Source organism: Pseudomonas sp. F220 (assembly GCF_057813935.1).
Window position 1 is genome coordinate 313,433 of the sequence record NZ_JBVASJ010000001.1, and the last position, 25,248, is coordinate 338,680.

Genomic DNA, 25,248 nt, shown 5'->3' on the forward strand with positions numbered 1-25,248 from the left:
ATCGCGAGCAAGCTCGCTCCTACAAGGATTGCGCTGAACCTGTAGGAGCGAGCTTGCTCGCGATGACGTCAGCCCAGACACACAAAAAAGCCCCGACTCTCACGAGCCAGGGCTTTTTTTTGAAGCTACAACGGCTTAGCCGTTGAACACGTCATCCACGCTTTTCAGCGGGTAGTTCTTCGGATACGGCAGGGTAGCCACGCCAGTCTCGATCGCGGCCTTGGCCACTGCATCGGAGATCACGGTGATCAGGCGTGCGTCCATTGGTTTCGGGATGATGTACTCACGACCGAATTCCAGCTTGATGCCACCGTAGGCGTCGCACACTTCCTGTGGTACCGGCAGCTTGGCCAGTTCGCGCAGGGCGTTGGCGGCAGCCACTTTCATCTCTTCGTTGATGCGTTTGGCGCGAACGTCCAGAGCACCACGGAAGATGAACGGGAAGCCCAGTACGTTGTTGACCTGGTTCGGGTAGTCCGAACGGCCGGTGGCCATGATCACGTCGTTACGGGTTGCGTGAGCCAGTTCCGGGGCGATTTCCGGATCCGGGTTCGAGCAAGCGAAGACGATCGGGTTAGCAGCCATCAGCAGCAGGTTTTCTGCGCTCAGCAGGTTCGGGCCGGACAAGCCGACGAACACGTCAGCGTCTTTCAGCGCGTCGGACAAGGTGCGCTTGTCGGTAGCGTGAGCGAAGACCGCTTTGTATTGGTTCAGGTCATCACGGCCGGAGTGGATCACGCCGGTACGGTCAACCATGAAGATGTTTTCGATATTGGCGCCCATGCTCACCAGCAATTTCATGCAGGAGATCGCGGCAGCACCAGCACCCAGGCAAACGATCTTCGCCTCAGGCAGGGTTTTACCTGCGATTTCCAGGGCATTGATCATGCCGGCCGCGGTAACGATCGCGGTGCCGTGCTGGTCATCGTGGAATACCGGAATGTCGCACTGCTCGATCAGAGCACGTTCGATTTCAAAGCACTCTGGCGCCTTGATGTCTTCCAGGTTGATGCCGCCGAAGGTGATGGAGATGCGCTTGACGGTGTCGATAAAGGCTTGCGGGCTTTCGGAGTCGACTTCGATGTCGAACACGTCGATGCCAGCGAAGCGCTTGAACAGCACGCCTTTACCTTCCATGACAGGCTTGGAAGCCAATGGACCAAGGTTACCCAGGCCGAGAATCGCGGTGCCATCAGAAATGACTGCAACCAGATTGCCCTTGCCGGTGTACTTGTAGGCGAGTTCAGGGTCGCGGGCAATTTCGCGGACTGGTTCGGCTACACCGGGGCTATAGGCCAGCGACAGGTCGCGGGCAGTAGCGGTGGCTTTGGTGAGCTCGACGCTCAGCTTCCCTGGACGAGGATGGGCATGATATTCGAGAGCGGCAGTTTTCAAATCAGACATGTGGGCATTCCGCTTTTTACTGTGGGACAGACGGACCGCCGAGGATACTCGTGTCGTAAAGTCCCTACAAGACTGACCAGTCACTGGTGTCAAGGGCCCTACCCTAAGACTTTGGACCAAGAGGCACGGAACACAAGGGGTAAACTGCTCACAATCAATAGAAAAAATGTCTACAATTTTTTCTATTGCGCCAGCTCAAGCATTCCCGGATGGGTCAATGGCAGCAACCAGCGCGCCTGACCGGATTTCAACCCGCCACGCCGAGAGCGATCGAGCACCCAGCCGCGCACTTCGATTTGCCGACCTTTGAGGCGCTGCAGCATCGAGACATCGAATTGGTCCAGCAGATTAGGCGCAATGCGCAATACAACCGAATCCTGCAACTCGATCCATAACCCGCCACGATTGCGCTGAACATTGCTCACACGACCACTCAGCACGGCGAAACCCGACGTGGTGATCTGATCCGCTTTCAGTACAGTTGATTGCCGCCAAAGCCCGAGACCGGCTTGGCGTGCACTGTGCTCTGCAGCTTGCTGACAGCCCACAAGATCGACGTTCGGCGCAATGGCCACTTGATAGCCAAGACCTTCAGCCAGCAGTAGAGCTTCAAGGTTCGCACCATTGGCGCCATATACATGGGCCAGCGTACGACCATAGCGATCCTTGCTCTCTTGCCCCAGAAGCAAGCCAACCCGCCCGTCACTTTCGCTCACCAGAGCCTCCAGGCGCTTGCGGGCTGCCACGGCGAAGGGCTCATCCGATCGACCCTTCTTGCCCAGCTCCGGGGTATTCAAGCCGATCATGCGCACGCTGCGGCCGTCACTCAGGCGTATGGTGTCGCCATCGACCACGCGCTGAACCTCGACGGTCATCAATGAGCTCGGTGCTGGACAGAAGGCCTGGGCGCTGGAGAACCAAATCGCAGACACAAAAAAGGCGCCCGCGAGGGGCGCCTTTTTCATCAGCAAGGAGAAGCCAGACAGGCTCTCCAAGACGACCAACCTTACTCTGCAGCAGCAGGAGCTTTGGTTGCGCCGAACGCACCGAAGCGCGACTTGAAGCGATCGACACGGCCGCCGATGTCCAGAGTCTTCTGCTTACCGGTGTAGAACGGGTGGCACTCGTTGCATACGTCAGTACCCAGTGGCTTGCACAGATTCGAGCGAGTCTGGAACTTGTTGCCGCAGCTGCAAGTTACGTCGATTACTTCGTATGCTGGATGGATATCGGCTTTCATGGTGTATTCCTCGGGCTAGCGTGCCGCCACCCAACACTATTGTTGAATACCGCACGTAATTAGGCCGCGGATTCTACCAGACCTTTGCAATCACGCAAGCTGTCCCTTACACCGACCGTCTGCTAGGCTCCGGGCCTTCTTCACCGCCCGTTTAATGAGAAACCCCCGCGTGCCCGACGCCATTCTGCGCCTCGCCCTGCCCTCGCCTCTGCGCCGCCTGTTCGATTACCGCGCCCCCGCGGGTGTCCTGCGTGCTCAGCTGCATCCGGGCATGCGCCTGCGTGTGCCGTTCGGCCGTCGCGAGATGATCGGCATTCTGGTGGAGGTCACCGACCACAGCGAAGTCCCGGCAGAAAAGCTCAAGCCTGCGCTGGCACTGCTCGACGCCACGCCGCCCTTGCCGCCGGCGCTGTTCAAGCTGTGCCTGTGGACGTCCCAGTATTACCAGCACAGCCTGGGCGATACCCTGAGCTGGGCGCTGCCGGTGTTGTTGCGCCAGGGCGAACTGGCCGAAGCTCGTCAGGAACGTTTTTGGTCGATCTCCCCTGACGCGCGGCTCGACGACCCGCGTATCAGCCGGGCGCCACGCCAACGCGAAGCCTTGGCCACACTGGCGCAGCATCCCCACGGCGTGGCCCATCAGTTGCTCAGCAAACTCATGCTAAGCAAAGACAGCCTTGACCTGCTGCTGGCCAAAGAACTGGTGCAGGTAGAAATCCGCAAACACGCTCCCGGCGAACGCCATGAGCACTGGCTGGCGCAACCGGAATTACCCCTCAACCCGGAGCAGCGCGCCGCCTATGAAGCCATTCGTTCAGGTTTCGACAGTTTCCATGCATTTTTGCTGGCCGGGGTCACCGGCAGCGGCAAGACCGAAGTCTATTTGCAGTTGATTCGCGAAACCCTCCAGGCCGGCAAGCAGGCGCTGGTACTGATTCCCGAGATCAACCTCGGACCGCAAACCCTGGCGCGCTTCGAACAGCGCTTCAACGCCCGTATCGCGCTGGTGCACTCGGCAGTCAATGACCGCGAACGGCTGGAAGCGTGGCTGGCGGCCCGAGATGGAGACGCCGACATAATTATCGGCACTCGCTCGGCACTGTTCACACCGATGAAAAACCCTGGCCTGATCATCATCGATGAAGAACACGACGGCTCCTATAAACAGCAAGAAGGCCTGCGCTATCACGCCCGTGATCTGGCGCTGGTGCGCGCACGCCAGGAAAACATCCCGATCGTGCTCGGCTCGGCCACGCCGTCGCTGGAAAGTCTGCACAACGCCTACACCGGTCGGTACGGCTTGCTGCGCCTGAACCAACGGGCCGGCGGTGCGCAACAACCACGTTTCCTACGCCTGGACGTTAAAAGCCGCCCGCTGGACAGCGGCATTTCCGGGCCGATGCAACAAGCCATCGGCCAGACCCTTGCGGCCGGTCAGCAAGTGCTGGTGTTCCTCAACCGCCGCGGTTTCGCGCCGACGCTGCTGTGCCACGACTGCGGCTGGATGTCCGAGTGCAGCCGCTGCGATGCGCGGATGACGGTGCATCAGCGCTCCGGTGAACTGCGTTGCCACCACTGCGGCTATGTCGAGCGCGTACCGCGTCACTGCCCGCAATGCGGCAAGGTTGATTTGCGTCCCGTCGGCGCGGGCACTGAACGCGCCGAGGAACGGCTGGGGATTCTGTTCCCGGATTACCCGGTGCTGCGAGTAGACCGCGACAGTACCTCGCGCAAGGACGCGATGAATCAGCTGTTCGCCACCATTCAGAAAGGTCAGCCGTGCATTCTGGTGGGTACGCAAATGCTCGCTAAAGGGCATCATTTCCCGCGGGTGACCCTGGTGTCGATTCTGGATGCCGATGGCGGACTGTTTTCCGGTGACTTCCGCGCCAGTGAACGCATGGCCCAGTTGATCGTCCAGGTCGCCGGGCGTGCAGGCCGCGCCGAAGAGCCGGGCAAAGTGATTATCCAGACCCATTTGGCCGATCATCCGCTGTTGGTGCAGTTGACCGAACAAGGTTATTTCGCCTTTGCCGAACAGGCCCTGAGCGAACGCCGCGCTGCTGGTCTGCCACCCTTCGCGCATTTGGCGCTGTTGCGGGCTGAAGCGCACAAACCAGGGCAGGCCGAAGGCTTTCTCGATGAGGCCTGTAGTGAGGCCGAACGCTTGCTGGGCGAACAGAATCTGACCGGCATCGAGCTGCTCGGCCCGGTCCCGGCCCCCATGGAGCGCCGCGCAGGACGCTATCGCGCGCAACTCTTGTTGCAAGCCAGCGCCCGCGCACCGCTACATCGGCTGCTGAACAGTTGGCTGCTGGCGCTGGAACAAATGCCCAGCGGGCGACAGGTGCGTTGGTCTTTGGATGTTGATCCGGTGGATTTATATTGATTCGACGATTGCCATCGCGAGCAAGCTCGCTCCCACAGGGAGTTGGTGGTAAACACAAAATGCATGAACAGCCGGGATCCACTGTGGGAGCGAGCTTGCTCGCGATGACGGCCGAATAGTCACCACATATCCATAACCGGCCTGCTAAGGTTGGCAAGCCTGCCTTCGCAACGGATAATGCCCAGTTTTTCCACCTGCGCATCGAAGCGCCGCCGCGCCTGCGGTCGAAAGAGAAGACCATGAAAGACACCATTCGCCAGCTGATCCTGCAAGCCATCACCCAACTCGTCAACGAAGGTGTGTTGCCTGAAGGCCTGACGCCGGCGATTCAGGTGGAGAATTCCCGCGACAAGACCCACGGCGACTTCGCCAGCAACATCGCCATGATGCTGGCCAAGCCTGCGGGTATGAAGCCACGTGATCTGGCAGAAAAAATCATCGCCGCACTGCCGGTTGACGAAAACGTCACCAAGACCGAAATCGCCGGCCCGGGCTTCCTGAACTTCTTCCAGAACACTCAAGCCCTGGCCACCCGCCTGGACGCCGCACTGGCCGACGACCACGTCGGCGTGCGCAAGGCCGGCCCAGTGCAGCGCACCGTGGTCGACTTGTCGGCCCCGAACCTGGCCAAAGAGATGCACGTCGGCCACTTGCGTTCGACCATCATCGGCGACGGCGTGGCACGCGTGCTGGAGTTCCTCGGCGACACTGTGATCCGTCAGAACCACGTTGGCGACTGGGGTACCCAGTTCGGCATGCTGATGGCTTACTTGCAGGAAAACCCGATCACCAGCGACGAACTGTCGGACCTGGAAAACTTTTACCGTGCCGCCAAGCAACGCTTCGACGAGTCCGAAGAGTTCGCTGACCGCGCCCGTGGCCTGGTGGTGAAACTGCAAGCCGGTGACCCGGAATGCCTGGCACTGTGGTCGCGATTCAGGGATATCTCGCTGTCCCACTGCCAAGCCATCTACGAACTGCTGAACGTCAAGCTGACCATGGCCGACGTCATGGGTGAAAGTGCCTACAACGATGACCTGATCAACGTGGTCAACGACCTCAAGGCCAAAGGCCTGCTGGTGGAAAGCAACGGCGCCCAGTGCGTGTTCCTCGACGAATTCAAGAACGCCGACGGCGATCCGCTACCGGTGATCATCGTCAAGGCCGATGGCGGCTACCTCTACGCCACCACCGACCTGGCTGCCGTGCGCTACCGCAGCGGCAAACTCAAGGCTGATCGCGCGCTGTACTTCGTCGACCAGCGTCAGGCCCTGCACTTCCAGCAGGTGTTCGAAGTGGCCCGTCTCGCCGGTTTCGTGACCCATCCGATGGAAATGGAGCACATGGGTTTCGGCACCATGAACGGCGCCGACGGCCGTCCATTCAAGACCCGCGACGGCGGCACCGTGAAGCTGATTGATCTGCTGAACGAAGCTAAAGAACGCGCCTACACGCTGGTGAAGGAAAAGAACCCTACACTTGCCGAAGCCGATCTACGCAACATCGCCAAGGTCGTGGGCATTGGCGCAGTGAAGTACGCCGACCTGTCCAAGCATCGCACCAGCGACTACAGCTTCAACTTCGACCTGATGCTCAACTTTGAAGGCAACACCGCGCCTTACCTGTTGTACGCCTACACCCGTGTAGCCGGCGTATTCCGTAAACTCGGCAAGGACTTCAGCGAAGTTGAAGGGCAAATCGTACTTGAGGCGGCTCACGAACATGAGCTGGCCGCCAAACTGGCGCAATTCGGCGAAGTGCTGAATAACGTCAGCGATAAGGGCACACCGCACATCCTCTGCACCTACCTGTATGACGTCGCCGGCCTGTTCTCCAGTTTCTACGAGAATTGCCCGATCCTCACTGCGCAAACTCCGGCACAAATGCAGAGCCGCTTGCGTCTCGCGGCGTTGACCGGTCGCACACTCAAGCAAGGCCTGGAACTGTTGGGCCTGGAAACTCTGGAGCGTATGTAAGTTGGCTGCCAAGAAAAAACCTGCACCAAAGCGTGGCGCCAGCCGTTACCAAGCTCCTGCAAAGAAACCTATCCCGGGTTGGTTGTGGATGGCCATCGGTCTCACCGTGGGCGCGTTTATCGTCTTTTTGATGAAGCTCGAACCGGGCAAGGGCGATGACGTCAAACGGGTCAAGCAAGAGCAGCAGAAAGCCACCAAGATCGCCGAAGCGAACAAGACGCCTCCGAGCCCACAGCAACCGGTGAAGCCGAAATACGACTTCTACACGTTGCTGCCGGAATCCGAGGTCATCGTGCCGCCGGAGGCCGTGCCTGAGAAAACCCTGCCGACTCCGCAGCCCGTCCCCGTGGCTCCGGTGACCCCGGCCCAGGCGGCGAAGATCGACACTGCTCGGGCCCAGGCGGCACTCAGCGGCATTACCCCGCCGCCAGCGCCTCCGGTTTCTAAAGCAGCGCCAGTAACCAAATTCTTCCTCCAGGCAGGCTCGTTCCGTAAAGAAGCCGATGCCGACAAGGTTCGCGCGCAGATCATCCTGCTCGGGCAGGCGGTTGCCGTTGAGTCGGGGACCGTTAAGGATGAGACCTGGTATCGGGTGTTAGTCGGGCCGTTCAGCAATCGTGAACAGCTGACCACGGCGCAGAAACAATTGGCCGGCAGTGGTTTTAGCAATCTGTTGTTACAACAACGCCAGAGCCGCTAATTCCAACCGCTTCGCGGTTAATCGCGGGCAAGCCTCGCTCCTACAGGTTCAGCGCAATCCTTGTAGGAGCGAGGCTTGCCCGCGAAGGCTTTAGCCCAGACGACACAACCTTCACCCGCAAACACCGCTCATCTCCCAACCCCTCTCACGGTTGAAAAATTCCCCGCCACCCCCATATGAGTTTCCATCAGGGCATTTTCGCCCCGCTGCGTGGAGACTCTCCCTTGACCACCATCGTTTCAGTTCGCCGCCACGGCAAAGTCGTCATGGGCGGCGACGGCCAGGTTTCTCTCGGCAATACCGTGATGAAAGGCAACGCGAAAAAAGTTCGCCGCCTGTATCACGGTCAAGTCATCGCCGGTTTTGCCGGGGCCACTGCTGACGCCTTCACTCTGTTCGAGCGTTTCGAAGGCCAGCTCGAGAAGCATCAAGGTCACCTGGTTCGCGCTGCCGTAGAACTCGCCAAAGAATGGCGCACCGATCGCTCCCTAAGCCGCCTGGAAGCCATGCTGGCAGTTGCCAACAAAGACGCGTCCTTGATCATCACCGGTAATGGCGATGTGGTTGAGCCTGAAGACGGCCTGATCGCCATGGGCTCCGGTGGCGGTTATGCCCAGGCCGCTGCTCGCGCGCTGCTGATGAAGACCGATCTGTCGGCCCGGGAAATCACCGAGACCGCTCTGGGCATTGCCGGCGACATCTGTGTATTCACCAACCATACCTTCACCATTGAGGAGCAGGATCTCGCGGAATAAGTCTGTTTCGGCCATCGTGCCACGGCTTTCATTCTTGCTTGAGGACCGCCAAATATTATGTCCATGACTCCCCGCGAAATCGTCCACGAACTCAACCGCCATATCATCGGCCAGGACGATGCCAAACGCGCCGTCGCCATCGCGCTGCGTAACCGCTGGCGCCGGATGCAACTGCCTGAAGAACTGCGCGTCGAGGTAACGCCCAAGAACATCCTGATGATCGGCCCGACCGGTGTCGGTAAAACCGAAATCGCCCGGCGCCTGGCCAAACTGGTCAACGCTCCGTTCATCAAGGTCGAGGCGACCAAGTTCACCGAGGTCGGCTATGTCGGTCGCGACGTCGAGTCGATTATTCGCGATCTGGCCGATGCGGCAATCAAGCTGCTGCGCGAACAGGAAATGACCAAGGTTCGTTATCGCGCCGAAGAAGCCGCCGAAGAGCGCATCCTCGACGCCCTGCTGCCACCGGCACGCATGGGCTTCAACGAAGACGCTGCACCGAGCCAGGATTCCAATACCCGTCAGCTGTTTCGCAAACGCCTGCGCGAAGGCCAGCTGGATGACAAAGAAATTGAAATCGAAGTAGCCGAATCGGCCGGCGTCGACATCTCTGCGCCTCCGGGCATGGAAGAAATGACCAACCAGCTGCAAAGCCTGTTCGCCAACATGGGCAAGGGCAAGCGCAAGAACCGCAAGCTCAAGGTCAAGGAAGCGCTGAAGCTGGTACGCGACGAAGAAGCCGGTCGCCTGGTCAATGAAGAAGAACTGAAAGCCAAAGCGCTGGAAGCGGTCGAGCAGCACGGCATCGTGTTCATCGACGAAATCGACAAGGTCGCCAAACGTGGCAACTCCGGTGGCATCGACGTGTCCCGCGAAGGCGTACAGCGCGACTTGTTGCCGCTGATCGAAGGTTGCACGGTCAACACCAAGCTGGGCATGGTCAAAACCGACCATATCCTGTTCATCGCTTCCGGCGCGTTCCACCTGAGCAAGCCGAGCGATCTGGTGCCGGAGCTGCAAGGCCGTTTGCCGATCCGCGTCGAGCTCAAGGCGCTTACACCTGAAGACTTCGAACGCATCCTCAGCGAACCCCATGCCTCGCTCACCGAGCAATACCGCGAGCTGTTGAAAACCGAAGGCCTGGTCATCGAGTTCTTGCCCGACGGCATCAAGCGTCTGGCCGAGATCGCCTGGCAAGTCAACGAGAAGACCGAGAACATCGGCGCCCGTCGCCTGCACACATTGCTCGAGCGTCTGCTTGAGGAGGTGTCGTTCAGTGCCGGCGATCTGGCCAGCGCCCATGACGGCAAAGCGATCCTGATCGACGCCGACTACGTCAACAGCCACCTCGGCGAATTGGCGCAGAACGAAGACCTCTCCCGTTATATCCTGTAAGCCATACTTACAGCGCTAGCGGACCTGTGGGAGCGGGCTTGCTCGCGAAAGCGGTCTGACATTCAACGTTGATGCTGAATGTTATGACCCCTTCGCGAGCAAGCCCGCTCCCACATTTGAACTGTGGTGTTTTACAGATCAAATTCCGACAGGTCTCTCATACAGACGGACGACAGGTCATGACCAAACTCCCCACCGATATCGAACTGCACAAAGCCTCGAAAACCCTGACGCTGAAATACGCGCCGGATGAGGTGTATCACCTGCCCGCCGAATTCCTTCGCGTGCACTCTCCTTCCGCCGAAGTCCAGGGCCACGGCAAACCTATCCTGCAATTTGGCAAGATCGGCGTAGGCCTGAGCAAGGTCGAACCGGCCGGTCAGTACGCACTGAAATTGACCTTCGACGACGGCCACGACAGCGGCCTGTTCACTTGGGATTATCTGTACCAACTGGCACAACGTCAGGAAGCACTTTGGGCGGATTATCTTGCAGAGCTCAAAGCCGCCGGAAAGTCCCGCGACCCGAGCGAGTCCATCGTCAAGCTGATGCTCTAAATCAGGCTTCTTGCTGTTTAGAGGGCATTTTCTAATTTCATCTGTTTGAATGCTCTGCTGTGCGGCCAGCGATTGGCCTGCTTGCGAAAAAAATTAAACTCGGGTAACCAATGGAGCTGGCAAGTTCCGTGCAGAGCTCTCTGAATTAGAACGCAGCAGTGCGCAATTAACGGTCACCCGAGCAGTAGTACCTGGCATTTGCTGTGTGACTACACAGCTGGTCCCGGTACTCGTCTCAGGACAATGGAGCGTCGTAGATGAGTAACAAGAATAGCGATGACCTGAAACGTCAAGCCTCGGAAAACACTCTGGGACTTAATCCTGTCATCGGTTTGCGTAGAAAAGATCTGCTTACTTCTGCTCGGATGGTCTTAACCCAGGCCATCAAACAACCCATTCACAGCGTCAAGCACGTCGCGCATTTTGGCGTCGAGCTGAAGAATGTGATATTCGGCAAATCGACGCTGCAACCGGAAGGCGATGACCGTCGCTTCAACGACCCGGCCTGGAGCCAGAACCCGCTTTACAAACGCTATTTGCAAACCTATCTGGCGTGGCGCAAGGAGCTCCACGACTGGATCGGCAACAGCAATCTGTCCGAACAGGACATCGGCCGTGCCCACTTCGTGATCAACCTGATGACCGAAGCCATGGCCCCGACCAACAGTGCGGCCAACCCGGCGGCGGTCAAACGGTTCTTCGAGACCGGCGGCAAAAGCCTGCTCGACGGCCTCTCGAATCTGGCCAAAGACCTGGTACACAACGGCGGCATGCCGAGCCAGGTAGACATGGGCGCCTTCGAAGTCGGCAAGAGCCTGGGGACGACTGAAGGTGCGGTAGTTTTCCGCAACGACGTACTCGAATTGATCCAGTACCGGCCTATCACTGAACAGGTTCATGAGCGCCCGCTGCTGGTGGTCCCGCCGCAGATCAATAAGTTCTATGTGTTCGACCTGAGCCCGGACAAAAGCCTGGCGCGTTTCTGCCTGCGCAACAACCAGCAAACCTTTATCGTCAGCTGGCGCAACCCGACCAAGGCCCAGCGTGAGTGGGGTCTGTCGACTTACATCGATGCACTGAAAGAAGCCGTCGACGTAGTCTCTGCCATCACCGGCAGCAAAGACATCAACATGCTCGGCGCCTGCTCCGGCGGCATCACCTGCACCGCGCTCCTGGGCCATTACGCCGCCCTCGGCGAGAAAAAGGTCAATGCCCTGACCCTTTTGGTCAGCGTGCTCGACACCACTCTCGATTCCCAGGTTGCACTGTTCATCGACGAACAGACCCTGGAAGCCGCCAAGCGCCACTCGTATCAGGCAGGCGTGCTGGAAGGCCGCGACATGGCCAAGGTCTTTGCGTGGATGCGCCCCAACGATCTGATCTGGAACTACTGGGTCAACAACTACCTGCTGGGCAATGAGCCTCCGGTCTTCGACATCCTGTTCTGGAACAACGACACCACAAGGTTGCCTGCTGCGTTCCACGGCGACCTGATCGAAATGTTCAAAAATAACCCACTGATCCGCGCCAATGCACTGGAAGTGAGCGGCACTCCGATCGATCTCAAACAGGTCACCGCCGACATCTACTCTCTGGCTGGCACCAACGATCACATCACGCCCTGGAAGTCTTGCTACAAGTCGGCGCAACTGTTCGGTGGCAAGGTCGAGTTCGTGCTGTCCAGCAGCGGGCATATCCAGAGCATTCTGAACCCGCCGGGCAATCCGAAATCACGTTACATGACCAGCACCGACATGCCGGTGAGCGCCAACGACTGGCAAGAAAACTCAACCAAACACACCGACTCCTGGTGGCTGCACTGGCAGGCCTGGCAGGCCGAACGCTCGGGCAAACTGAAAAAATCACCGACCGGCCTGGGCAACAAGGCCTATCCGTCAGGGGAAGCCGCACCGGGCACGTATGTGCATGAACGTTAAGTTGTAGCCCGTCGAGAAGTCCGCGGCACTCGGAAGTGCCGCGAGCCCTACCCATACAGCCGAGGCCAGGCCTCGAATAATCTGAAGCACGCTCAGGACGGCGTGCCCGGCGATTTAACCCACAGGGCTTCTGAGATGCCGCAACCGTTCATATTCCGTACTGTCGACCTGGATGGCCAAACCATCCGCACCGCGGTACGCCCCGGCAAGTCTCATATGACGCCCTTGCTGATTTTCAATGGCATCGGCGCCAACCTGGAGCTGGTGTTTCCGTTCATCCAGGCGCTTGACCCGGACCTGGAGGTGATTGCCTTCGACGTTCCCGGTGTCGGCGGTTCGTCGACCCCCGGCAGGCCCTACCGCTTCCCGGGGCTGGCCAAACTGACCGCGCGCATGCTCGACTACCTGGACTATGGGCAAGTCAACGTCGTGGGCGTGTCCTGGGGTGGGGCGCTGGCCCAGCAGTTTGCCTATGACTATCCAGAGCGCTGCAAAAAACTAGTGCTCGCGGCAACCGCAGCAGGCGCCTTTATGGTGCCGGGCAAGCCGAAAGTGTTATGGATGATGGCAAGTCCACGGCGCTACATTCAGCCTTCCCATGTGATTCGCATCGCTCCGCTGATCTATGGCGGTTCCTTTCGGCGCGACCCCAATCTGGCCGCAGAACACGCCAGCAAAGTGCGTTCTGCCGGCAAGCTGGGTTACTACTGGCAACTGTTCGCTGGCCTGGGCTGGACCAGCATTCACTGGCTGCACAAGATTCATCAGCCCACCCTGGTGCTGGCCGGTGACGACGATCCGCTGATCCCGCTGATCAATATGCGCATACTGGCCTGGCGGATTCCCAACACCCAGCTACACATAATCGACGACGGTCACTTGTTCCTGATCACCCGTGCCGAAGCCGTCGCGCCGATTATCATGAGGTTTCTTCAGGAGGAGCGTCAGCGGGCAGTGATGCATCCGCACCCGACGCCGCTCGGCAGAACGTAGAGTCTCGTGCATGTTGAAAGGACCTTCGCCTGCGCAAGAACGGGCTGGACCGACTATGGTGTCTGTCTTGAATTGATGTGCTTGTTGATGGCTTGACGAAGGAGTGTTGACTCATGAGAGAGAAACCAACGCCGGGCTTGTTGCCCACACCGGCCACGTTCATCAACGCTCAGAGTGCGATTACCGGTCTGCGCGGCCGGGATCTGTTCTCGACCTTGCGCAGCCTGGCCGCCCACAGCTTGCGCCACCCGGTGCACAGCGCCCGTCATGCGCTGGCCCTGGGAGGCCAGCTGGGCCGCGTGCTGCTGGGCGAAACGCTGCACACGCCGAACCCGCAGGACAACCGCTTTGCGGACCCGACCTGGAGACTGAATCCGTTTTATCGTCGCAGCCTGCAGGCCTACCTGAGTTGGCAGAAGCAGGTCAAAAGCTGGATCGATGAAAGCGGTATGAGCGCCGATGACCGCGCCCGCGCGCATTTCGCCTTCGCGCTGCTCAATGACGCTGTGTCCCCCTCCAATACCCTGCTTAACCCGCTGGCGATCAAGGAGCTGTTCAACTCTGGCGGTAACAGCGTGGTCCGCGGCCTCAGCCATTTATTCGACGACCTGATGCACAACAACGGGCTGCCCAGCCAGGTCACCAAACACGCCTTCGAGGTCGGCAAGTCCGTGGCAACCACCGCAGGTTCGGTGGTGTTTCGCAACGAACTGCTTGAGCTGATGCAATACAAGCCGATGAGCGAAAAGCAGTACGCCAAGCCGTTGCTGATCGTGCCACCGCAGATCAACAAGTACTACATTTTCGACCTCAGCCCGGGTAACAGCTTCGTCCAGTACGCGTTGAAGAATGGCCTGCAAGTGTTCGTGGTCAGCTGGCGTAACCCGGATGTTCGCCACCGCGAATGGGGCCTGTCCAGTTACGTTGAGGCTCTGGAGGAAGCACTGAATGTTTGCCGCGCCATCACCGCCGCGCGCGAAGTCAATCTGATGGGCGCCTGTGCCGGCGGCCTGACCATCGCCGCGCTGCAAGGCCACCTGCAAGCCAAGCGGCAACTGCGGCGGGTCTCCAGCGCCAGCTACCTGGTCAGTCTGCTGGATAGCCAGCTGGACAGCCCGGCCACGTTGTTCGCCGACGAGCAGACCCTGGAAGCAGCCAAGCGCCGCTCCTACCAACACGGCGTGCTCGAAGGCCGGGACATGGCGAAAGTTTTCGCCTGGATGCGCCCCAATGACCTGATCTGGAACTACTGGGTCAACAACTACCTGCTGGGCAAGGAACCACCGGCCTTCGACATTCTGTACTGGAACAATGACAACACACGCCTGCCAGCGGCATTCCATGGCGACCTGCTGGACTTCTTCAAGCACAACCCGCTGAGCCATCCCGGTGGGCTGGAGGTCTGCGGTACGCCTATCGATTTGCAGAAGGTCAACGTAGACAGCTTCAGCGTGGCCGGCATCAACGACCACATCACCCCGTGGGACGCGGTGTACCGCTCGACCCTGCTGCTGGGTGGCAACCGGCGCTTCGTACTGTCCAACAGCGGGCACATTCAGAGCATCCTCAATCCGCCGGGCAACCCCAAGGCCAACTACATCGAAAACCCCAAGCTCAGTGGCGATCCACGCGCCTGGTATTACGACGGCACCCATGTCGAAGGCAGCTGGTGGCCACAGTGGCTGAGCTGGATTCAGGAGCGCTCCGGTACCCAACGGGAAACCCTGATGGCCCTCGGCAACCAGAACTATCCACCGATGGAGGCGGCGCCAGGTACCTATGTGCGCGTGCGCTGAACTCTCTCTACGCCACGGTCGGGCTTTTGGCCGTGGCATGACTCAATAACCAAGAAGACTGGATGAAAACCCGCGACCGGATCCTCGAATGTGCCCTGCAACTGTTCAACCAAAAGGGCGAACCGAATGTCTCCACCATGGAGGTTGCTAATGAGATGGGCATCAGCCCTGGCAACCTCTACTACCATTTCCATGGCAAGGAACCACTAATCCTTGGTTTGTTCGAGCGTTTCCAGAGCGAACTGACCCCGCTGCTAGATCCGCCGGCGGATGCACAACTGGCCGCTGAAGATTACTGGCTGTTCCTGCACCTGATCGTCGAACGCCTGGCGCACTACCGCTTTCTGTTCCAGGACCTGTCCAACCTCGCCGGACGCTTGCCAAAGCTGGCCAAAGGTATTCGCAATCTGCTCAACGCTTTGAAGCGAACCCTGGCATCTCTATTGGCGCGTTTGAAAGCACAAGGGCAGTTGGTCAGCGACACACAGGCGTTGGGGCAACTGGTCGAGCAGATCACCATGACGCTGCTGTTTTCCCTCGACTATCAACGGATCCTTGATCGCGAGGGTGAGGTGCGGGTCGTGGTGTACCAGATCATGATGCTGGTAGCGCCGCACTTGCTGGCACCGGTGAAGTTGGCGACGGAACAAATGGCGTTGCGGTATCTGGAAGAGCATGAGTGAGAGGATGCTGCTACAGGGTCACGTCTGGCTTTTTGCGCTTCTCCCAAACAAAAACGCCCTACTTATGCAGGCCGGGCGTTTTTGTGAGTCCCGAAAAAATCAGGACTGACTGGTTGGCGTCGGTGAAGCCGGCGCAACAGTCGGGGTGACCGCAGGGGTCGGTGCAGTAGCGGAGTTCGCTGAGCTGACCGCAACTGCGGGCTTGGCAGCAGCAACTGCAGGCTTGGGTGCAGCAGCCTTCGGTGCTGCTGGCTTTTTGGCAACCGGCTTCTTCGCCGCAGCAGGTTTTGCTGCAACCGGTTTAGCGGCCGGTTTGGCCACTGCAGGTTTAGCTGCGGCGGTTTTAGCGGCAGGTTTTGCTGCTGCTTTAGCCGCCGGCTTGGCTGCAGGTTTAGCTGCTGCTTTTACCAGTGGTTTAGCTGCAGTTTTTGCTGCCGGTTTGGCCGCAGCAGTTTTGGCCGCGACTGGCTTGACCGAAGCACCCGTCAGGCGCTCGATTTGCTTGGTCAGGGTATCGACCTTGCTGTGCAGCGCTTTCACTTCATTGCGGCTCGGTACGCCCAGACGCGAAATGGCACTGTTCAGACGCTTGTCGAAAGCCTCTTCCAGCTCGCCCCATTTGCCCAGCGCGCGATCTTTGACATCACCAACACGGGACTTGGCCGATTGGGCGGAGTCCTTGGCGGCGTCGACTTTTTTGCTGACGACGCTTTTGGTGAGCTTCTCGGCCCTCTCGCCATCTTTGACCAGCGTATCGAAGAGTTTGCTGCCGTCAGAATCAATCTTCGAGTACACGCCTAAACCAGCAAGCCAGATTTTGCGGGAGTAGTCTTCGACTTTCCCGATCCACGAGCTGCCTTCTTTTTCAGTATTCTTTTTACCAGCCATCCCGTTCTCCTTAATGTTTACGCGCGACACGTTCAAGCAATGCCGTCAGCCCATCGAGCTTAGCAGAGAGTGTCTCAACATCATGTTTAGACGCAATGCCAAAGCGATTCAAGGCACTGGCGACGCGCGTGTCAAAAGCCTTCTCGACTTTATCCAGCTGCACTTCGACTTTGCCCTTGAAGCTGGTGACGTCGCTCTTGACGTTATCGATCTGACTGTTGGCGGCTTCAAGTTGTTCAGTCACAACTTTTTTGCCTTTTTTTTCAACAGTTTGACCAGCCTTGATCAATTCCTGAAAGTACTCGCTGCCTTCCTGACCGACCTTGGCGTAGGCACCCAGGCCAGCTAGCCAGATCTTGCGGGCATAGACTTTTACTTCGCCCAGAGTGGTTGGCTGAACGTCGACTTTTTTCTTCAGACTAACTTTGGCCATGGTGCACCTCACGCGCAAAAGGTTTGAGGAACTGCCCGCAGAAAATGGGGCTCAGGCACAAAGTAGTGAGAAAAATTAGAAACGGCACCCTAAGAAATGACACAAACCTGTAGGAGCAGCCGGTCGACGCTCGATTGCTCGCGATGCAGGCATCGTGGTCTTTCTGATCCAGCGCGGTGATGCTATCGCGAGCAAGCTCGGCTCCTACAGAAACAAAAGCACGATTACGCGAAGGCTTTATCCAGCGCTTTTTCGATTTCCGATTTGATGGTGCCACTCATGGCTGACATCAACAGGCCCAGTTCGACATTCACCTTGATCGACTTTTCACCCACCTCGACCGCGCCATTCACACCGGAGCGCTTGAGTTTTACGGTATCGCCGGACCATTGGGGCACGAGCCCATATTGATCGGCCAGTTTTTGCACCAGGGTTTCGGCCTTTTCGCGGGCAGCTTCAAGGCCCAGGCCATGGGCACGTTCAACACTTATACGGGCCATTGAATGACTCCTGTTTTATCGGGGCTTATCTGGAGCATCTTGACCCAAGTGCGTCAAAACGTCCCAACGGTTGCCTATCTTACATTCAGCCTTGCCAAGACAAAGATCGCCACCGGGATTAGAATGTCCCGCATTCTCTTTTGGTGACAGCGATATGACTGATCAGCGCAAAGGCAGCGATGCCGAACCCACCACTCACTTCGGCTTCAAAAACGTCCCGGAAAGCCAAAAGGCGGAAAAAGTCGCTGAGGTTTTCCACTCGGTAGCCGCCAAGTACGACCTGATGAACGACCTGCTGTCGGGTGGTATGCACCGGCTATGGAAGCGTTTCGCAATCGAACTGTCCGGAGTCCGCACCGGCAATCGCGTGCTGGACATCGCTGGTGGTACGGGCGACCTGACCAGAAAATTCTCGCACCTGGTGGGCCCAACCGGCCAGGTAGTACTGGCTGACATCAACGCGTCCATGCTAAAGGTCGGTCGCGATCGTTTGCTGGATCTGGGTGTGGCCGGCAACGTCGAGTTCGTCCAGGCCGACGCAGAAAAACTGCCGTTCCCGGACAACCATTTCGACTGCGTGACCATCGCTTTCGGCCTGCGCAACGTGACGCACAAGGAAGATGCTCTGCGTTCCATGCTGCGCGTACTCAAACCCGGCGGCCGTCTGCTGGTGCTGGAGTTCTCCAAGCCAACCAACGCACTCATGTCCAAAGCCTACGACGCCTATTCGTTCGCCTTCATGCCGCTGATGGGCAAGCTGATCACCAATGACTCGGAAAGCTATCGCTACCTGGCCGAGTCGATCCGCATGCACCCGAATCAGGAAACCCTGAAATCGATGATGGTCGACGCTGGTTTCGACCGCGTGACCTACCACAACATGACCGCAGGCATCGTCGCCCTGCATCGCGGCATCAAACCCTGATGTTGCTCAGCGGCCTGCTCGCCGGCGTCGAACATGGCCTCAACCGCGTGTTGCGTCTCGACAGCACGGCCCTGCCGCGCTTGCAGCACCTGAGCGGCAAGGTGATTGCTGTCGATTGCCGCAGCCCGGCGTTGCAGCTGTTCATCATGCCCAGCGATGAAGGCCTGATGCTGGCCGCACATTGGGCCGCCGATGCCGATTGCACCTTGCGCGCTCCGGCGTCGAGCTTGCTGAGCCTGGCGCTGAGCAAAGACAAGACGTCGATCCTCCACAGCCCCGAAGTCGAGCTTGAAGGTGACAGCGCGGTACTGCTGGAGCTCGCCACGATACTGCAAGACCTTGAGCTGGACTGGGAGTACGAACTCTCGCGCGGGCTCGGCCCGGTCGCCACGCAACTGATCAGCGGCCACCTTCGCAGCCGTGCACGCTGGTATCGACAGGGTTTCGCCAGCCTGAACCAGAACCTTGCCGAATACCTCAGCGAAGAGTCGCGCGCCCTGGTAGGCCAACACGAAGCCGAAGCCCGTTTTAGTGAATTGGACCAGATCAAGCTCGATCTGGAACGTCTTGAGGCGCGTTTCGAGCGTCTTTCCCGATCCCTTGATTCAAGCGATAACGCATGAAGCTGCTTGCCGTCCGCCGTTTGTTGCGCATCCAGCGCGTCGTAATCCGCTACCGCCTCGATGACCTGCTGTTCGCCCTGCCGCTGCCCTGGTTTCTCCTGGCGCTGCGCTATGCCTTGCCGTGGCGCTGGTTTCCGCGCAAGACACTGACGCTTACCCGCGGTGCGCGCCTGCGCCTGGCGTTGCAGGATCTAGGGCCGATTTTCATCAAGTTCGGCCAGATTCTGTCCACTCGCCGTGACCTGTTGCCCGAAGACATCGCCGACGAGCTGATGCTGTTACAAGACCGCGTTCCGCCGTTTGATTCTCAAGTGGCGGTGGATCTGATCGAAAGCCAGCTTGGCAAGAAAATCAGCGAAGTCTTCAGCCGTTTCGACTTCGAACCGCTGGCCTCGGCCTCGGTAGCCCAGGTTCACGCCGCGCAACTGAAAAGCGGCGAAGAAGTGGTGGTCAAGGTCATACGCCCAGGCCTCAAGCCAATCATCGCCCAGGATTTGGCCTGGCTATTCATCCTCGCTCGCGCTGCCGAAAAGCTCTCCGCTGATGCCCGTTTGCTGCACCCGGTGGACGTGGTTCAGGACTACGAGAAAACCATCTACGACGAACTCGACCTGTTGCGCGAGGCGGCGAACGCCAGCCAGCTGAAACGTAACTTCGAAGGTTCGCCGATGCTCTACGTGCCGCAGGTTTACTGGGACTGGTGCCGGCCAAAAGTGTTGGTAATGGAGCGCATCTACGGCATTCAGGTCACCGATCTGGCAACCCTGGCCGACCAGCGCACCGATATGAAAATGCTCGCCGAACGCGGCGTGGAGATCTTCTTCACCCAGGTGTTCCGCGACAGTTTCTTCCACGCCGACATGCACCCCGGCAACATTTTCGTCAGCACCGTGCAACCGTGGAGCCCGCAGTACATTGCGATCGACTGCGGCATCGTCGGCAGCCTGACCCCGGAAGACCAGGACTATCTGGCGCGCAACCTGTTCGCCTTTTTCAAGCGCGACTACCGCCGCGTCGCTCAGCTGCACATCGATTCGGGCTGGGTGCCGGCGCAAACCAAGCTCAATGAATTCGAAGCGGCGATCCGTACCGTTTGCGAGCCGATTTTCGAAAAACCATTAAAAGACATCTCCTTCGGTCAGGTGCTGATGCGCCTGTTCCAGACCGCACGACGCTTCAACATGGAAGTGCAACCGCAGCTGGTGCTGTTGCAGAAAACCTTGCTGAACATCGAAGGCCTGGGCCGTCAGCTGTACCCGGACCTGGACCTGTGGAACACCGCCCAGCCGTTCCTCGAACGCTGGATGCGCGAGCGCGTCAGCCCGAAAACACTGCTGGGCAACCTGCACAATCAGGTCGAGCAACTGCCACACCTGGCCAACATGACCCGCGACCTGCTCGAACGCATGTCGCAACCCCCTGTGTCCAATTCGCCGCCACAGTGGCACAAACGCAAGGACGACGTATTCCTGCGCCTGCTCGGTACTGCACATCTGGCCGGCGGTACGATACTCGCTGCCGGTGGGCCGTTGAATGAATTAGGGCATTGGCCGGCCGGAATCATGATTGCCGTCGGTTTGTATCTGGTCGTGCGCCGATAGCCAGTGGCGTAAGGTGCTGGCACACTGTTCCACATCGCCGAGGCGCAGCAACGAGCGCTGAGCCCGGTTGTCGGAGTCGAAGATGAAAGAATGGCTGGATGAGATCAAATGGGACAGCGACGGCCTGGTGCCGGCAATTGCCCAGGATCACAAAACCGGGCGTGTGCTGATGATGGCCTGGATGAACCGCGAAGCACTGGAGCTGACCGCCGCTGAGAACCGCGCCATCTATTGGTCGCGTTCCCGTGGCAAACTCTGGCGTAAAGGCGAAGAGTCCGGGCATGTGCAAACACTGCACGAGATGCGCCTGGACTGCGACGCCGATGTGATCATCCTGATGGTCGAACAAATCGGCGACATCGCCTGTCACACCGGCCGTCAAAGCTGCTTCTACCGCGTCTATGAAAACGGTGACTGGAAAACCGTCGACCCGGTGCTCAAAGACCCGCACGCCATCTATTCGGCAGGACACTGAAATGACTGACACCCTGACCCGTCTGGCACAAGTGCTGGAAGAGCGCAAAGGCGCAGCGGCCGACAGCTCCTATGTCGCCAGCCTGTACCACAAGGGCTTGAACAAGATTCTGGAAAAAGTCGGCGAGGAATCGGTGGAAACCATCATCGCCGCCAAGGACGCCGCCATCAGCGGTGACTGCAGTGATGTGATCTACGAAACCGCCGATTTATGGTTCCACAGTCTGGTCATGCTCGCCCAACTGGGGCAGCATCCACAGGCTGTGCTGGACGAGCTGGAGCGGCGCATCGGTACATCCGGGCACGTCGAGAAGGCTTCGCGTCCGTCCGCTTGAATAACACTTATAAGAGAGGAGTTGCAGCATGGGCATTTTTGACTGGAAACACTGGATCGTCATCCTGGTTGTCGTGGTGCTGGTGTTCGGCACCAAGAAACTTAAAAACCTCGGCACTGACGTCGGCGAGTCGATCAAGGGCTTTCGCAAGGCCATGAACGACGAGGAAAAACCGGCTGATCCGAGCGCGACACCGGCCCAACCGGTACCGCCGGTGCAGCCACAGGCTTCGCCACTGAACGAGCCGCACACCATTGATGTGCAGGCGCATAAAGTCGAAGAGCCGATCCGCAAAGACTCGTGAGCACTGACTAATGTTTGGTATCAGCTTCTCTGAACTGCTGCTCGTCGGTCTCGTTGCCCTGTTGGTGCTCGGCCCCGAGCGTCTGCCGGGTGCTGCGCGCACGGCCGGCCTGTGGATAGGCCGCCTGAAGCGCAGTTTCAACGCGATCAAACAGGAAGTTGAACGTGAAATCGGTGCCGACGAGATTCGTCGGCAACTGCACAACGAACACATTTTGTCGCTGGAGCAGGAAGCGCGGAAGATCCTCGCGCCGCAACAACAGACGCCGACAACCTTCGAGCCGGTGGCTGAGCAGACGGTTCGAGCGCCTGCACCGATTACGGCTGCCGTCGAGCCAACGCCTGCGATTACAGCCGTCAGCCCTGCCGAACCTGTTGTCACGCCAACATCGATAGAACCAGCTTCTCCTGCGGCGGTACCCAGTACGCCAGCCCCCCACGACCCAACTTTGCCGCCGCGAGCCCCATGAGCGCTGATAAACCGGAAAACGACCAGCACATGCCGCTGGTTTCGCACCTCACCGAGTTGCGCACCCGCCTGCTGCGCTGTGTCGCGGCGATCTTCGTGATCTTCGCCGGGCTGTTCGCCTTCACCCAGCAGATCTACACCTTCGTCTCCATACCACTGCGCCAGTACCTGCCGGCGGGCGCGACGATGATCGCCACCGACGTGTCCTCGCCGTTCCTCACCCCGCTCAAGCTGACGATGATGGTCTCGCTGTTTTTGGCGATCCCGGTGATCCTGCACCAGATCTGGGGCTTTATTGCGCCAGGCCTGTACAAGCACGAAAAACGCATCGCGGTGCCATTGCTGGTCTCAAGCATTGTGCTGTTCTACACAGGGATGGCTTTCGCCTACTTCCTGGTGTTCCCGTTGATCTTCAAGTTCTTCGCCGCCGCCACCCCGGCCGGCGTGGAAATGATGACCGACATCACCAGTTACCTCGATTTCGTCATGACGCTGTTCTTCGCCTTCGGTGTAGCGTTCGAAATCCCGGTGGCGGTGGTGCTACTGGTGTGGATCGGTGTGGTCGACGTCAAATACCTGAAGAAAATCCGCCCGTATGTGGTCATCGGCTGCTTCGTGGTCGGCATGATCCTCACCCCGCCGGACATCTTCTCGCAGACGTTGCTGGCGGTGCCGATGTGGCTACTGTTCGAAATCGGCATCCTCTTCGGCAGCCTGATCAGCAAGCGCGGCGAGCATCCGGACGACCAGCCCGCCGACAGCGACCATAACGACCAGCCGCCAGCGACCCAGCCGTGAACCTGCTGCTCCTCTTCGAAGCCGACTTCATTGCGGCCGACCGAGTGATCCTGCGCGATCGGCGCCTGACTCACATGCAGGAAGTCCATCGCTCCGTCGTCGGTGACAGCTTGCGGGTCGGGCATATTGGCGGATTGATGGGTTCGGCCGAGTTGCTGCGCTTGGAAGCTCACGAAGCAGAGTTGCAGGTCAGCCTCGACCAGCCGCCTCCGGCCAAGCTGCCATTGACGCTGCTGCTGGCCCTGCCACGGCCGAAGATGCTCCGCCGCGTGCTGCAAACCGTCGCTGCGATGGGCGTGCCGCGCGTGGTGCTGGTCAACAGTTACCGGGTCGAAAAAAGCTTCTGGCAAACACCGTTTCTTGAACCCGGAGCGGTTCGCGAGCAACTGATCCTCGGCCTGGAACAGGCGCGCGACACTGTGCTGCCGGAAATCGTCATCGAGAAACGCTTCAAACCGTTCGTTGAAGATCGTCTGCCGGCCATTACCGAAGGCACCCTCGGCCTGGTAGGTCATCCCGGCAACTACCCGCCCTGCCCGCGTGGACTGGATGAGCCGGTGACCCTGGCCATCGGTCCCGAAGGCGGATGGATCCCTTACGAAATCGACCTGCTGGGCAAGGCCGGCCTGCAACCGGTACAGCTCGGCGAGCGTATCCTGCGGGTCGAGACAGCCGTGACCGCCCTCCTTTCCCGACTGTTCTAATCGATCGCGGCGCCCACCCACCCGTAGGAGCAGAGCTTGCTCGCGATCGGAGCACCGCGGTGTGTCAGAAATACCGCCTCGCAGGCAAGCCTCGCTCCTATCTACAGATATCCTCCAGCCTGCCGATACACTCCCAATAGACCCATTCATGCTCTAAGGGAGTGAATAGCATGTACCGTTGGTTAGCCCAGAACCTTGGAAATGTGAGCGTCAATCGCAAGCTCGGCGCAGGCTTCGGCCTGGTATTGCTCTTGACCCTGCTGATTACCTTCACCGGCTGGACGGGCCTGAGTAGCGTGACCGAGCGCGGCGACAAACTGGGCTACATCGCCACGCTAAACGACCTGACCAAAGACCTGCGAATCGCCCGTCTGGACTACGAAATGCACAAAGGCGAGCAAGGCCCGGCGGCGGTCAGCGATCTGCTGAACCAGCTCGACGAGGACCTGCAAATAGTGCGCAAACGGCTTGAGCAGCCCGACAGCATTGCCATGCTCGACCGACAACTGGCCGCCGTGAACGAATACAAACGCGCCTTCGCTGACATGACTCAGGTAACGGCCAACCGCGAAGCCGCCCGCGCCAAACTCGGCGCCACTGCCGACAATGCCGTGGCCCGCGTCGCGGAAGTCGAGAAATCCCTGCTGCAAGGTGACAGCGTCGCGCAGTTCAACAGCGTGATCGACCTGAGCAAACTGATCCAGCAAGCGCGCTTCCAGGTCCGCGGCTACACCTACAGCGGCAAGGCCGAGGCTGAGCAACCGGCGCTGGACGCCGTCGACAACGCCCTGAAGAACCTCGAGAGCCTGCCAGGCAAACTGCCGGAGCAGCACATCGCCAACCTGCAGCAAGCCACTGAATCGCTCAAAGGCTATCGAGCAGCGGTCAGCCAATTCGCCGATTCCCAAGTGGCCAGCGCCGCCGCTCTCAAACGCATGGCAGACCAGGGCAACGTCTTGCTCGACATGAGCAAGCAGCTGACCACCTCGCAAACCGCCAAGCGTGACAGCGACGCGGCGCAAGCAAAAAACACCCTGACCCTCGTTACTGTGCTGGCGCTGGTGTTCGGTCTGATTGCAGCCTGGGCGATCACCCGGCAAATCGTCATCCCCCTGAATCAGACCCTAAAAGTGGCCGAGTGGGTTGCCGCAGGCGATCTGACCCACAACCTCACGTCCGAACGTCGCGACGAACTGGGTCAGCTGCAACGCGCCATGCAGAGCATGACCCTGGGCCTGCGTGAACTGATCAGCGGTATCAGCGACGGCGTCACTCAAATCGCCAGCGCCGCCGAGCAACTGTCAGCCGTGACCGAGCAGACCAGCGCCGGGGTCAACAACCAGAAAGTCGAAACCGACCAGGTCGCTACC

The 25,248-nt window shown here is 59.2% G+C and carries 25 protein-coding genes and 1 pseudogene; 20 read left to right on the plus strand and 6 right to left on the minus strand.

Features of this window, described 5'->3' with window-relative positions; translation table 11 throughout:
• Positions 1-135 precede the first annotated feature (135 nt).
• The 3 genes from ACZYSM_RS01330 to rpmE all read right to left on the minus strand — a co-directional run bounded on the left by ACZYSM_RS01330 (position 136) and on the right by rpmE (position 2,644).
• Positions 136-1,404, minus strand: coding sequence for a malic enzyme-like NAD(P)-binding protein (locus tag ACZYSM_RS01330; RefSeq protein WP_489068090.1), 1,269 nt, complete (start codon positions 1,402-1,404; stop codon positions 136-138).
• A gap of 182 nt (positions 1,405-1,586) precedes the next feature.
• A complete protein-coding gene (locus ACZYSM_RS01335; protein WP_489068281.1) occupies positions 1,587-2,369 on the minus strand; it encodes a thermonuclease family protein in 783 nt (260 codons plus the stop codon).
• A 41-nt stretch (positions 2,370-2,410) separates the two neighbouring features.
• A complete protein-coding gene (rpmE, locus tag ACZYSM_RS01340) occupies positions 2,411-2,644 on the minus strand; it encodes a 50S ribosomal protein L31 (protein ID WP_489068092.1) in 234 nt (77 codons plus the stop codon).
• Between the two features lie 169 nt (positions 2,645-2,813).
• On the opposite strand from rpmE, the gene ACZYSM_RS01345 reads away from it, so the two are divergent.
• The 10 genes from ACZYSM_RS01345 to ACZYSM_RS01390 all read left to right on the plus strand — a co-directional run bounded on the left by ACZYSM_RS01345 (position 2,814) and on the right by ACZYSM_RS01390 (position 15,825).
• Positions 2,814-5,033, plus strand: a complete 2,220-nt coding sequence (locus tag ACZYSM_RS01345) for a primosomal protein N' (RefSeq protein WP_489068094.1) — start codon at positions 2,814-2,816, stop codon at positions 5,031-5,033.
• 239 nt (positions 5,034-5,272) lie between these two features.
• On the plus strand, positions 5,273-7,009 hold the full coding sequence (argS, locus tag ACZYSM_RS01350) for an arginine--tRNA ligase (protein WP_489068096.1): 1,737 nt from the start codon (positions 5,273-5,275) through the stop codon (positions 7,007-7,009).
• A 1-nt stretch (position 7,010) separates the two neighbouring features.
• A complete protein-coding gene (locus tag ACZYSM_RS01355) occupies positions 7,011-7,709 on the plus strand; it encodes an SPOR domain-containing protein (RefSeq protein WP_489068098.1) in 699 nt (232 codons plus the stop codon).
• A gap of 224 nt (positions 7,710-7,933) precedes the next feature.
• Positions 7,934-8,464: an ATP-dependent protease subunit HslV gene (gene hslV / locus ACZYSM_RS01360; protein WP_489068100.1), complete on the plus strand. Its 531-nt coding sequence runs from the start codon at positions 7,934-7,936 to the stop codon at positions 8,462-8,464.
• A gap of 57 nt (positions 8,465-8,521) precedes the next feature.
• Positions 8,522-9,859, plus strand: a complete 1,338-nt coding sequence (gene hslU, locus ACZYSM_RS01365) for an ATP-dependent protease ATPase subunit HslU (protein ID WP_489068102.1) — start codon at positions 8,522-8,524, stop codon at positions 9,857-9,859.
• A gap of 179 nt (positions 9,860-10,038) precedes the next feature.
• The gene (locus tag ACZYSM_RS01370; protein ID WP_489068104.1) at positions 10,039-10,416 is read left to right on the plus strand and encodes a gamma-butyrobetaine hydroxylase family protein; all 378 of its coding nucleotides are present in this window, start codon (positions 10,039-10,041) and stop codon (positions 10,414-10,416) included.
• Between the two features lie 257 nt (positions 10,417-10,673).
• Positions 10,674-12,353 (plus strand): class II poly(R)-hydroxyalkanoic acid synthase, encoded by a 1,680-nt coding sequence (gene phaC / locus ACZYSM_RS01375; protein WP_489068106.1) that lies wholly within the window; start codon positions 10,674-10,676, stop codon positions 12,351-12,353.
• Between the two features lie 135 nt (positions 12,354-12,488).
• Positions 12,489-13,346, plus strand: a complete 858-nt coding sequence (gene phaZ / locus ACZYSM_RS01380; protein WP_489068108.1) for a poly(3-hydroxyalkanoate) depolymerase — start codon at positions 12,489-12,491, stop codon at positions 13,344-13,346.
• A gap of 113 nt (positions 13,347-13,459) precedes the next feature.
• Positions 13,460-15,142, plus strand: a complete 1,683-nt coding sequence (gene phaC / locus ACZYSM_RS01385; protein WP_489068110.1) for a class II poly(R)-hydroxyalkanoic acid synthase — start codon at positions 13,460-13,462, stop codon at positions 15,140-15,142.
• 62 nt (positions 15,143-15,204) lie between these two features.
• Complete coding sequence (locus ACZYSM_RS01390; protein ID WP_489068112.1) at positions 15,205-15,825, plus strand: TetR/AcrR family transcriptional regulator; 621 nt, start codon at positions 15,205-15,207, stop codon at positions 15,823-15,825.
• A 99-nt stretch (positions 15,826-15,924) separates the two neighbouring features.
• On the opposite strand, the gene ACZYSM_RS01395 is transcribed toward ACZYSM_RS01390, so the two are convergent.
• From ACZYSM_RS01395 to ACZYSM_RS01405, 3 genes are all read right to left on the minus strand, one after another.
• Positions 15,925-16,713 (minus strand): phasin family protein, encoded by a 789-nt coding sequence (locus ACZYSM_RS01395; RefSeq protein ID WP_489068114.1) that lies wholly within the window; start codon positions 16,711-16,713, stop codon positions 15,925-15,927.
• Between the two features lie 10 nt (positions 16,714-16,723).
• Positions 16,724-17,146 carry a phasin family protein gene (locus tag ACZYSM_RS01400; protein WP_489068116.1) on the minus strand — a complete coding sequence of 141 codons (423 nt, stop codon included), beginning with the start codon at positions 17,144-17,146 and terminating at the stop codon, positions 16,724-16,726.
• A gap of 224 nt (positions 17,147-17,370) precedes the next feature.
• The gene (locus ACZYSM_RS01405) at positions 17,371-17,646 is read right to left on the minus strand and encodes a polyhydroxyalkanoic acid system family protein (protein WP_489068118.1); all 276 of its coding nucleotides are present in this window, start codon (positions 17,644-17,646) and stop codon (positions 17,371-17,373) included.
• A gap of 154 nt (positions 17,647-17,800) precedes the next feature.
• On the opposite strand from ACZYSM_RS01405, the gene ubiE reads away from it, so the two are divergent.
• The 10 genes and pseudogenes from ubiE to ACZYSM_RS01455 form a co-directional block, all read left to right on the plus strand.
• Positions 17,801-18,571, plus strand: a complete 771-nt coding sequence (gene ubiE / locus ACZYSM_RS01410) for a bifunctional demethylmenaquinone methyltransferase/2-methoxy-6-polyprenyl-1,4-benzoquinol methylase UbiE (RefSeq protein WP_489068120.1) — start codon at positions 17,801-17,803, stop codon at positions 18,569-18,571.
• Positions 18,571-19,194 carry a ubiquinone biosynthesis accessory factor UbiJ gene (locus tag ACZYSM_RS01415; protein ID WP_489068122.1) on the plus strand — a complete coding sequence of 208 codons (624 nt, stop codon included), beginning with the start codon at positions 18,571-18,573 and terminating at the stop codon, positions 19,192-19,194. Before ubiE ends, ACZYSM_RS01415 begins: the two co-directional genes overlap by 1 nt.
• A complete protein-coding gene (gene ubiB / locus ACZYSM_RS01420) occupies positions 19,191-20,795 on the plus strand; it encodes a ubiquinone biosynthesis regulatory protein kinase UbiB (RefSeq protein WP_489068124.1) in 1,605 nt (534 codons plus the stop codon). Before ACZYSM_RS01415 ends, ubiB begins: the two co-directional genes overlap by 4 nt.
• Before the next feature lie 82 nt (positions 20,796-20,877).
• On the plus strand, positions 20,878-21,270 hold the full coding sequence (gene hisI / locus ACZYSM_RS01425) for a phosphoribosyl-AMP cyclohydrolase (RefSeq protein ID WP_419118680.1): 393 nt from the start codon (positions 20,878-20,880) through the stop codon (positions 21,268-21,270).
• A gap of 1 nt (position 21,271) precedes the next feature.
• Positions 21,272-21,604, plus strand: a complete 333-nt coding sequence (locus tag ACZYSM_RS01430; protein ID WP_419118681.1) for a phosphoribosyl-ATP diphosphatase — start codon at positions 21,272-21,274, stop codon at positions 21,602-21,604.
• A gap of 28 nt (positions 21,605-21,632) precedes the next feature.
• Positions 21,633-21,908 carry a twin-arginine translocase TatA/TatE family subunit gene (locus tag ACZYSM_RS01435; RefSeq protein WP_489068127.1) on the plus strand — a complete coding sequence of 92 codons (276 nt, stop codon included), beginning with the start codon at positions 21,633-21,635 and terminating at the stop codon, positions 21,906-21,908.
• 10 nt (positions 21,909-21,918) lie between these two features.
• Positions 21,919-22,377, plus strand: a complete 459-nt coding sequence (tatB, locus tag ACZYSM_RS01440; RefSeq protein WP_489068129.1) for a Sec-independent protein translocase protein TatB — start codon at positions 21,919-21,921, stop codon at positions 22,375-22,377.
• On the plus strand, positions 22,374-23,174 hold the full coding sequence (tatC, locus tag ACZYSM_RS01445; protein ID WP_489068131.1) for a twin-arginine translocase subunit TatC: 801 nt from the start codon (positions 22,374-22,376) through the stop codon (positions 23,172-23,174). The genes tatB and tatC overlap by 4 nt, the downstream gene beginning before the upstream one ends.
• Positions 23,171-23,878 carry a 16S rRNA (uracil(1498)-N(3))-methyltransferase gene (locus ACZYSM_RS01450; protein WP_489068133.1) on the plus strand — a complete coding sequence of 236 codons (708 nt, stop codon included), beginning with the start codon at positions 23,171-23,173 and terminating at the stop codon, positions 23,876-23,878. The genes tatC and ACZYSM_RS01450 overlap by 4 nt, the downstream gene beginning before the upstream one ends.
• Positions 23,879-24,048: 170 nt before the next feature.
• Positions 24,049-25,107, plus strand: a pseudogene (locus ACZYSM_RS01455) (methyl-accepting chemotaxis protein); the annotation flags it as partial.
• Between the last annotated feature and the right edge of the window lie 141 nt (positions 25,108-25,248).

Bases quoted from the DNA above. Each gene is read 5' to 3' on its own strand.
- phaC (WP_489068110.1), top strand. From the start codon at position 13,460: ATGAGAGAGAAACCAACGCCGGGCTTGTTGCCCACACCGGCCACGTTC.
- ACZYSM_RS01335 (WP_489068281.1), bottom strand. From the start codon at position 2,369: ATGAAAAAGGCGCCCCTCGCGGGCGCCTTTTTTGTGTCTGCGATTTGG.
- ACZYSM_RS01370 (WP_489068104.1), top strand. From the start codon at position 10,039: ATGACCAAACTCCCCACCGATATCGAACTGCACAAAGCCTCGAAAACC.
- ACZYSM_RS01390 (WP_489068112.1), top strand. From the start codon at position 15,205: ATGAAAACCCGCGACCGGATCCTCGAATGTGCCCTGCAACTGTTCAAC.
- ACZYSM_RS01435 (WP_489068127.1), top strand. From the start codon at position 21,633: ATGGGCATTTTTGACTGGAAACACTGGATCGTCATCCTGGTTGTCGTG.
- ACZYSM_RS01330 (WP_489068090.1), bottom strand. From the start codon at position 1,404: ATGTCTGATTTGAAAACTGCCGCTCTCGAATATCATGCCCATCCTCGT.
- ACZYSM_RS01415 (WP_489068122.1), top strand. From the start codon at position 18,571: ATGTTGCTCAGCGGCCTGCTCGCCGGCGTCGAACATGGCCTCAACCGC.
- tatC (WP_489068131.1), top strand. From the start codon at position 22,374: ATGAGCGCTGATAAACCGGAAAACGACCAGCACATGCCGCTGGTTTCG.
- phaZ (WP_489068108.1), top strand. From the start codon at position 12,489: ATGCCGCAACCGTTCATATTCCGTACTGTCGACCTGGATGGCCAAACC.
- hslU (WP_489068102.1), top strand. From the start codon at position 8,522: ATGTCCATGACTCCCCGCGAAATCGTCCACGAACTCAACCGCCATATC.
- ACZYSM_RS01400 (WP_489068116.1), bottom strand. From the start codon at position 17,146: ATGGCCAAAGTTAGTCTGAAGAAAAAAGTCGACGTTCAGCCAACCACT.
- tatB (WP_489068129.1), top strand. From the start codon at position 21,919: ATGTTTGGTATCAGCTTCTCTGAACTGCTGCTCGTCGGTCTCGTTGCC.
- hisI (WP_419118680.1), top strand. From the start codon at position 20,878: ATGAAAGAATGGCTGGATGAGATCAAATGGGACAGCGACGGCCTGGTG.
- ACZYSM_RS01395 (WP_489068114.1), bottom strand. From the start codon at position 16,713: ATGGCTGGTAAAAAGAATACTGAAAAAGAAGGCAGCTCGTGGATCGGG.
- phaC (WP_489068106.1), top strand. From the start codon at position 10,674: ATGAGTAACAAGAATAGCGATGACCTGAAACGTCAAGCCTCGGAAAAC.
- argS (WP_489068096.1), top strand. From the start codon at position 5,273: ATGAAAGACACCATTCGCCAGCTGATCCTGCAAGCCATCACCCAACTC.
- ACZYSM_RS01405 (WP_489068118.1), bottom strand. From the start codon at position 17,646: ATGGCCCGTATAAGTGTTGAACGTGCCCATGGCCTGGGCCTTGAAGCT.
- ACZYSM_RS01430 (WP_419118681.1), top strand. From the start codon at position 21,272: ATGACTGACACCCTGACCCGTCTGGCACAAGTGCTGGAAGAGCGCAAA.
- rpmE (WP_489068092.1), bottom strand. From the start codon at position 2,644: ATGAAAGCCGATATCCATCCAGCATACGAAGTAATCGACGTAACTTGC.
- ubiE (WP_489068120.1), top strand. From the start codon at position 17,801: ATGACTGATCAGCGCAAAGGCAGCGATGCCGAACCCACCACTCACTTC.
- ubiB (WP_489068124.1), top strand. From the start codon at position 19,191: ATGAAGCTGCTTGCCGTCCGCCGTTTGTTGCGCATCCAGCGCGTCGTA.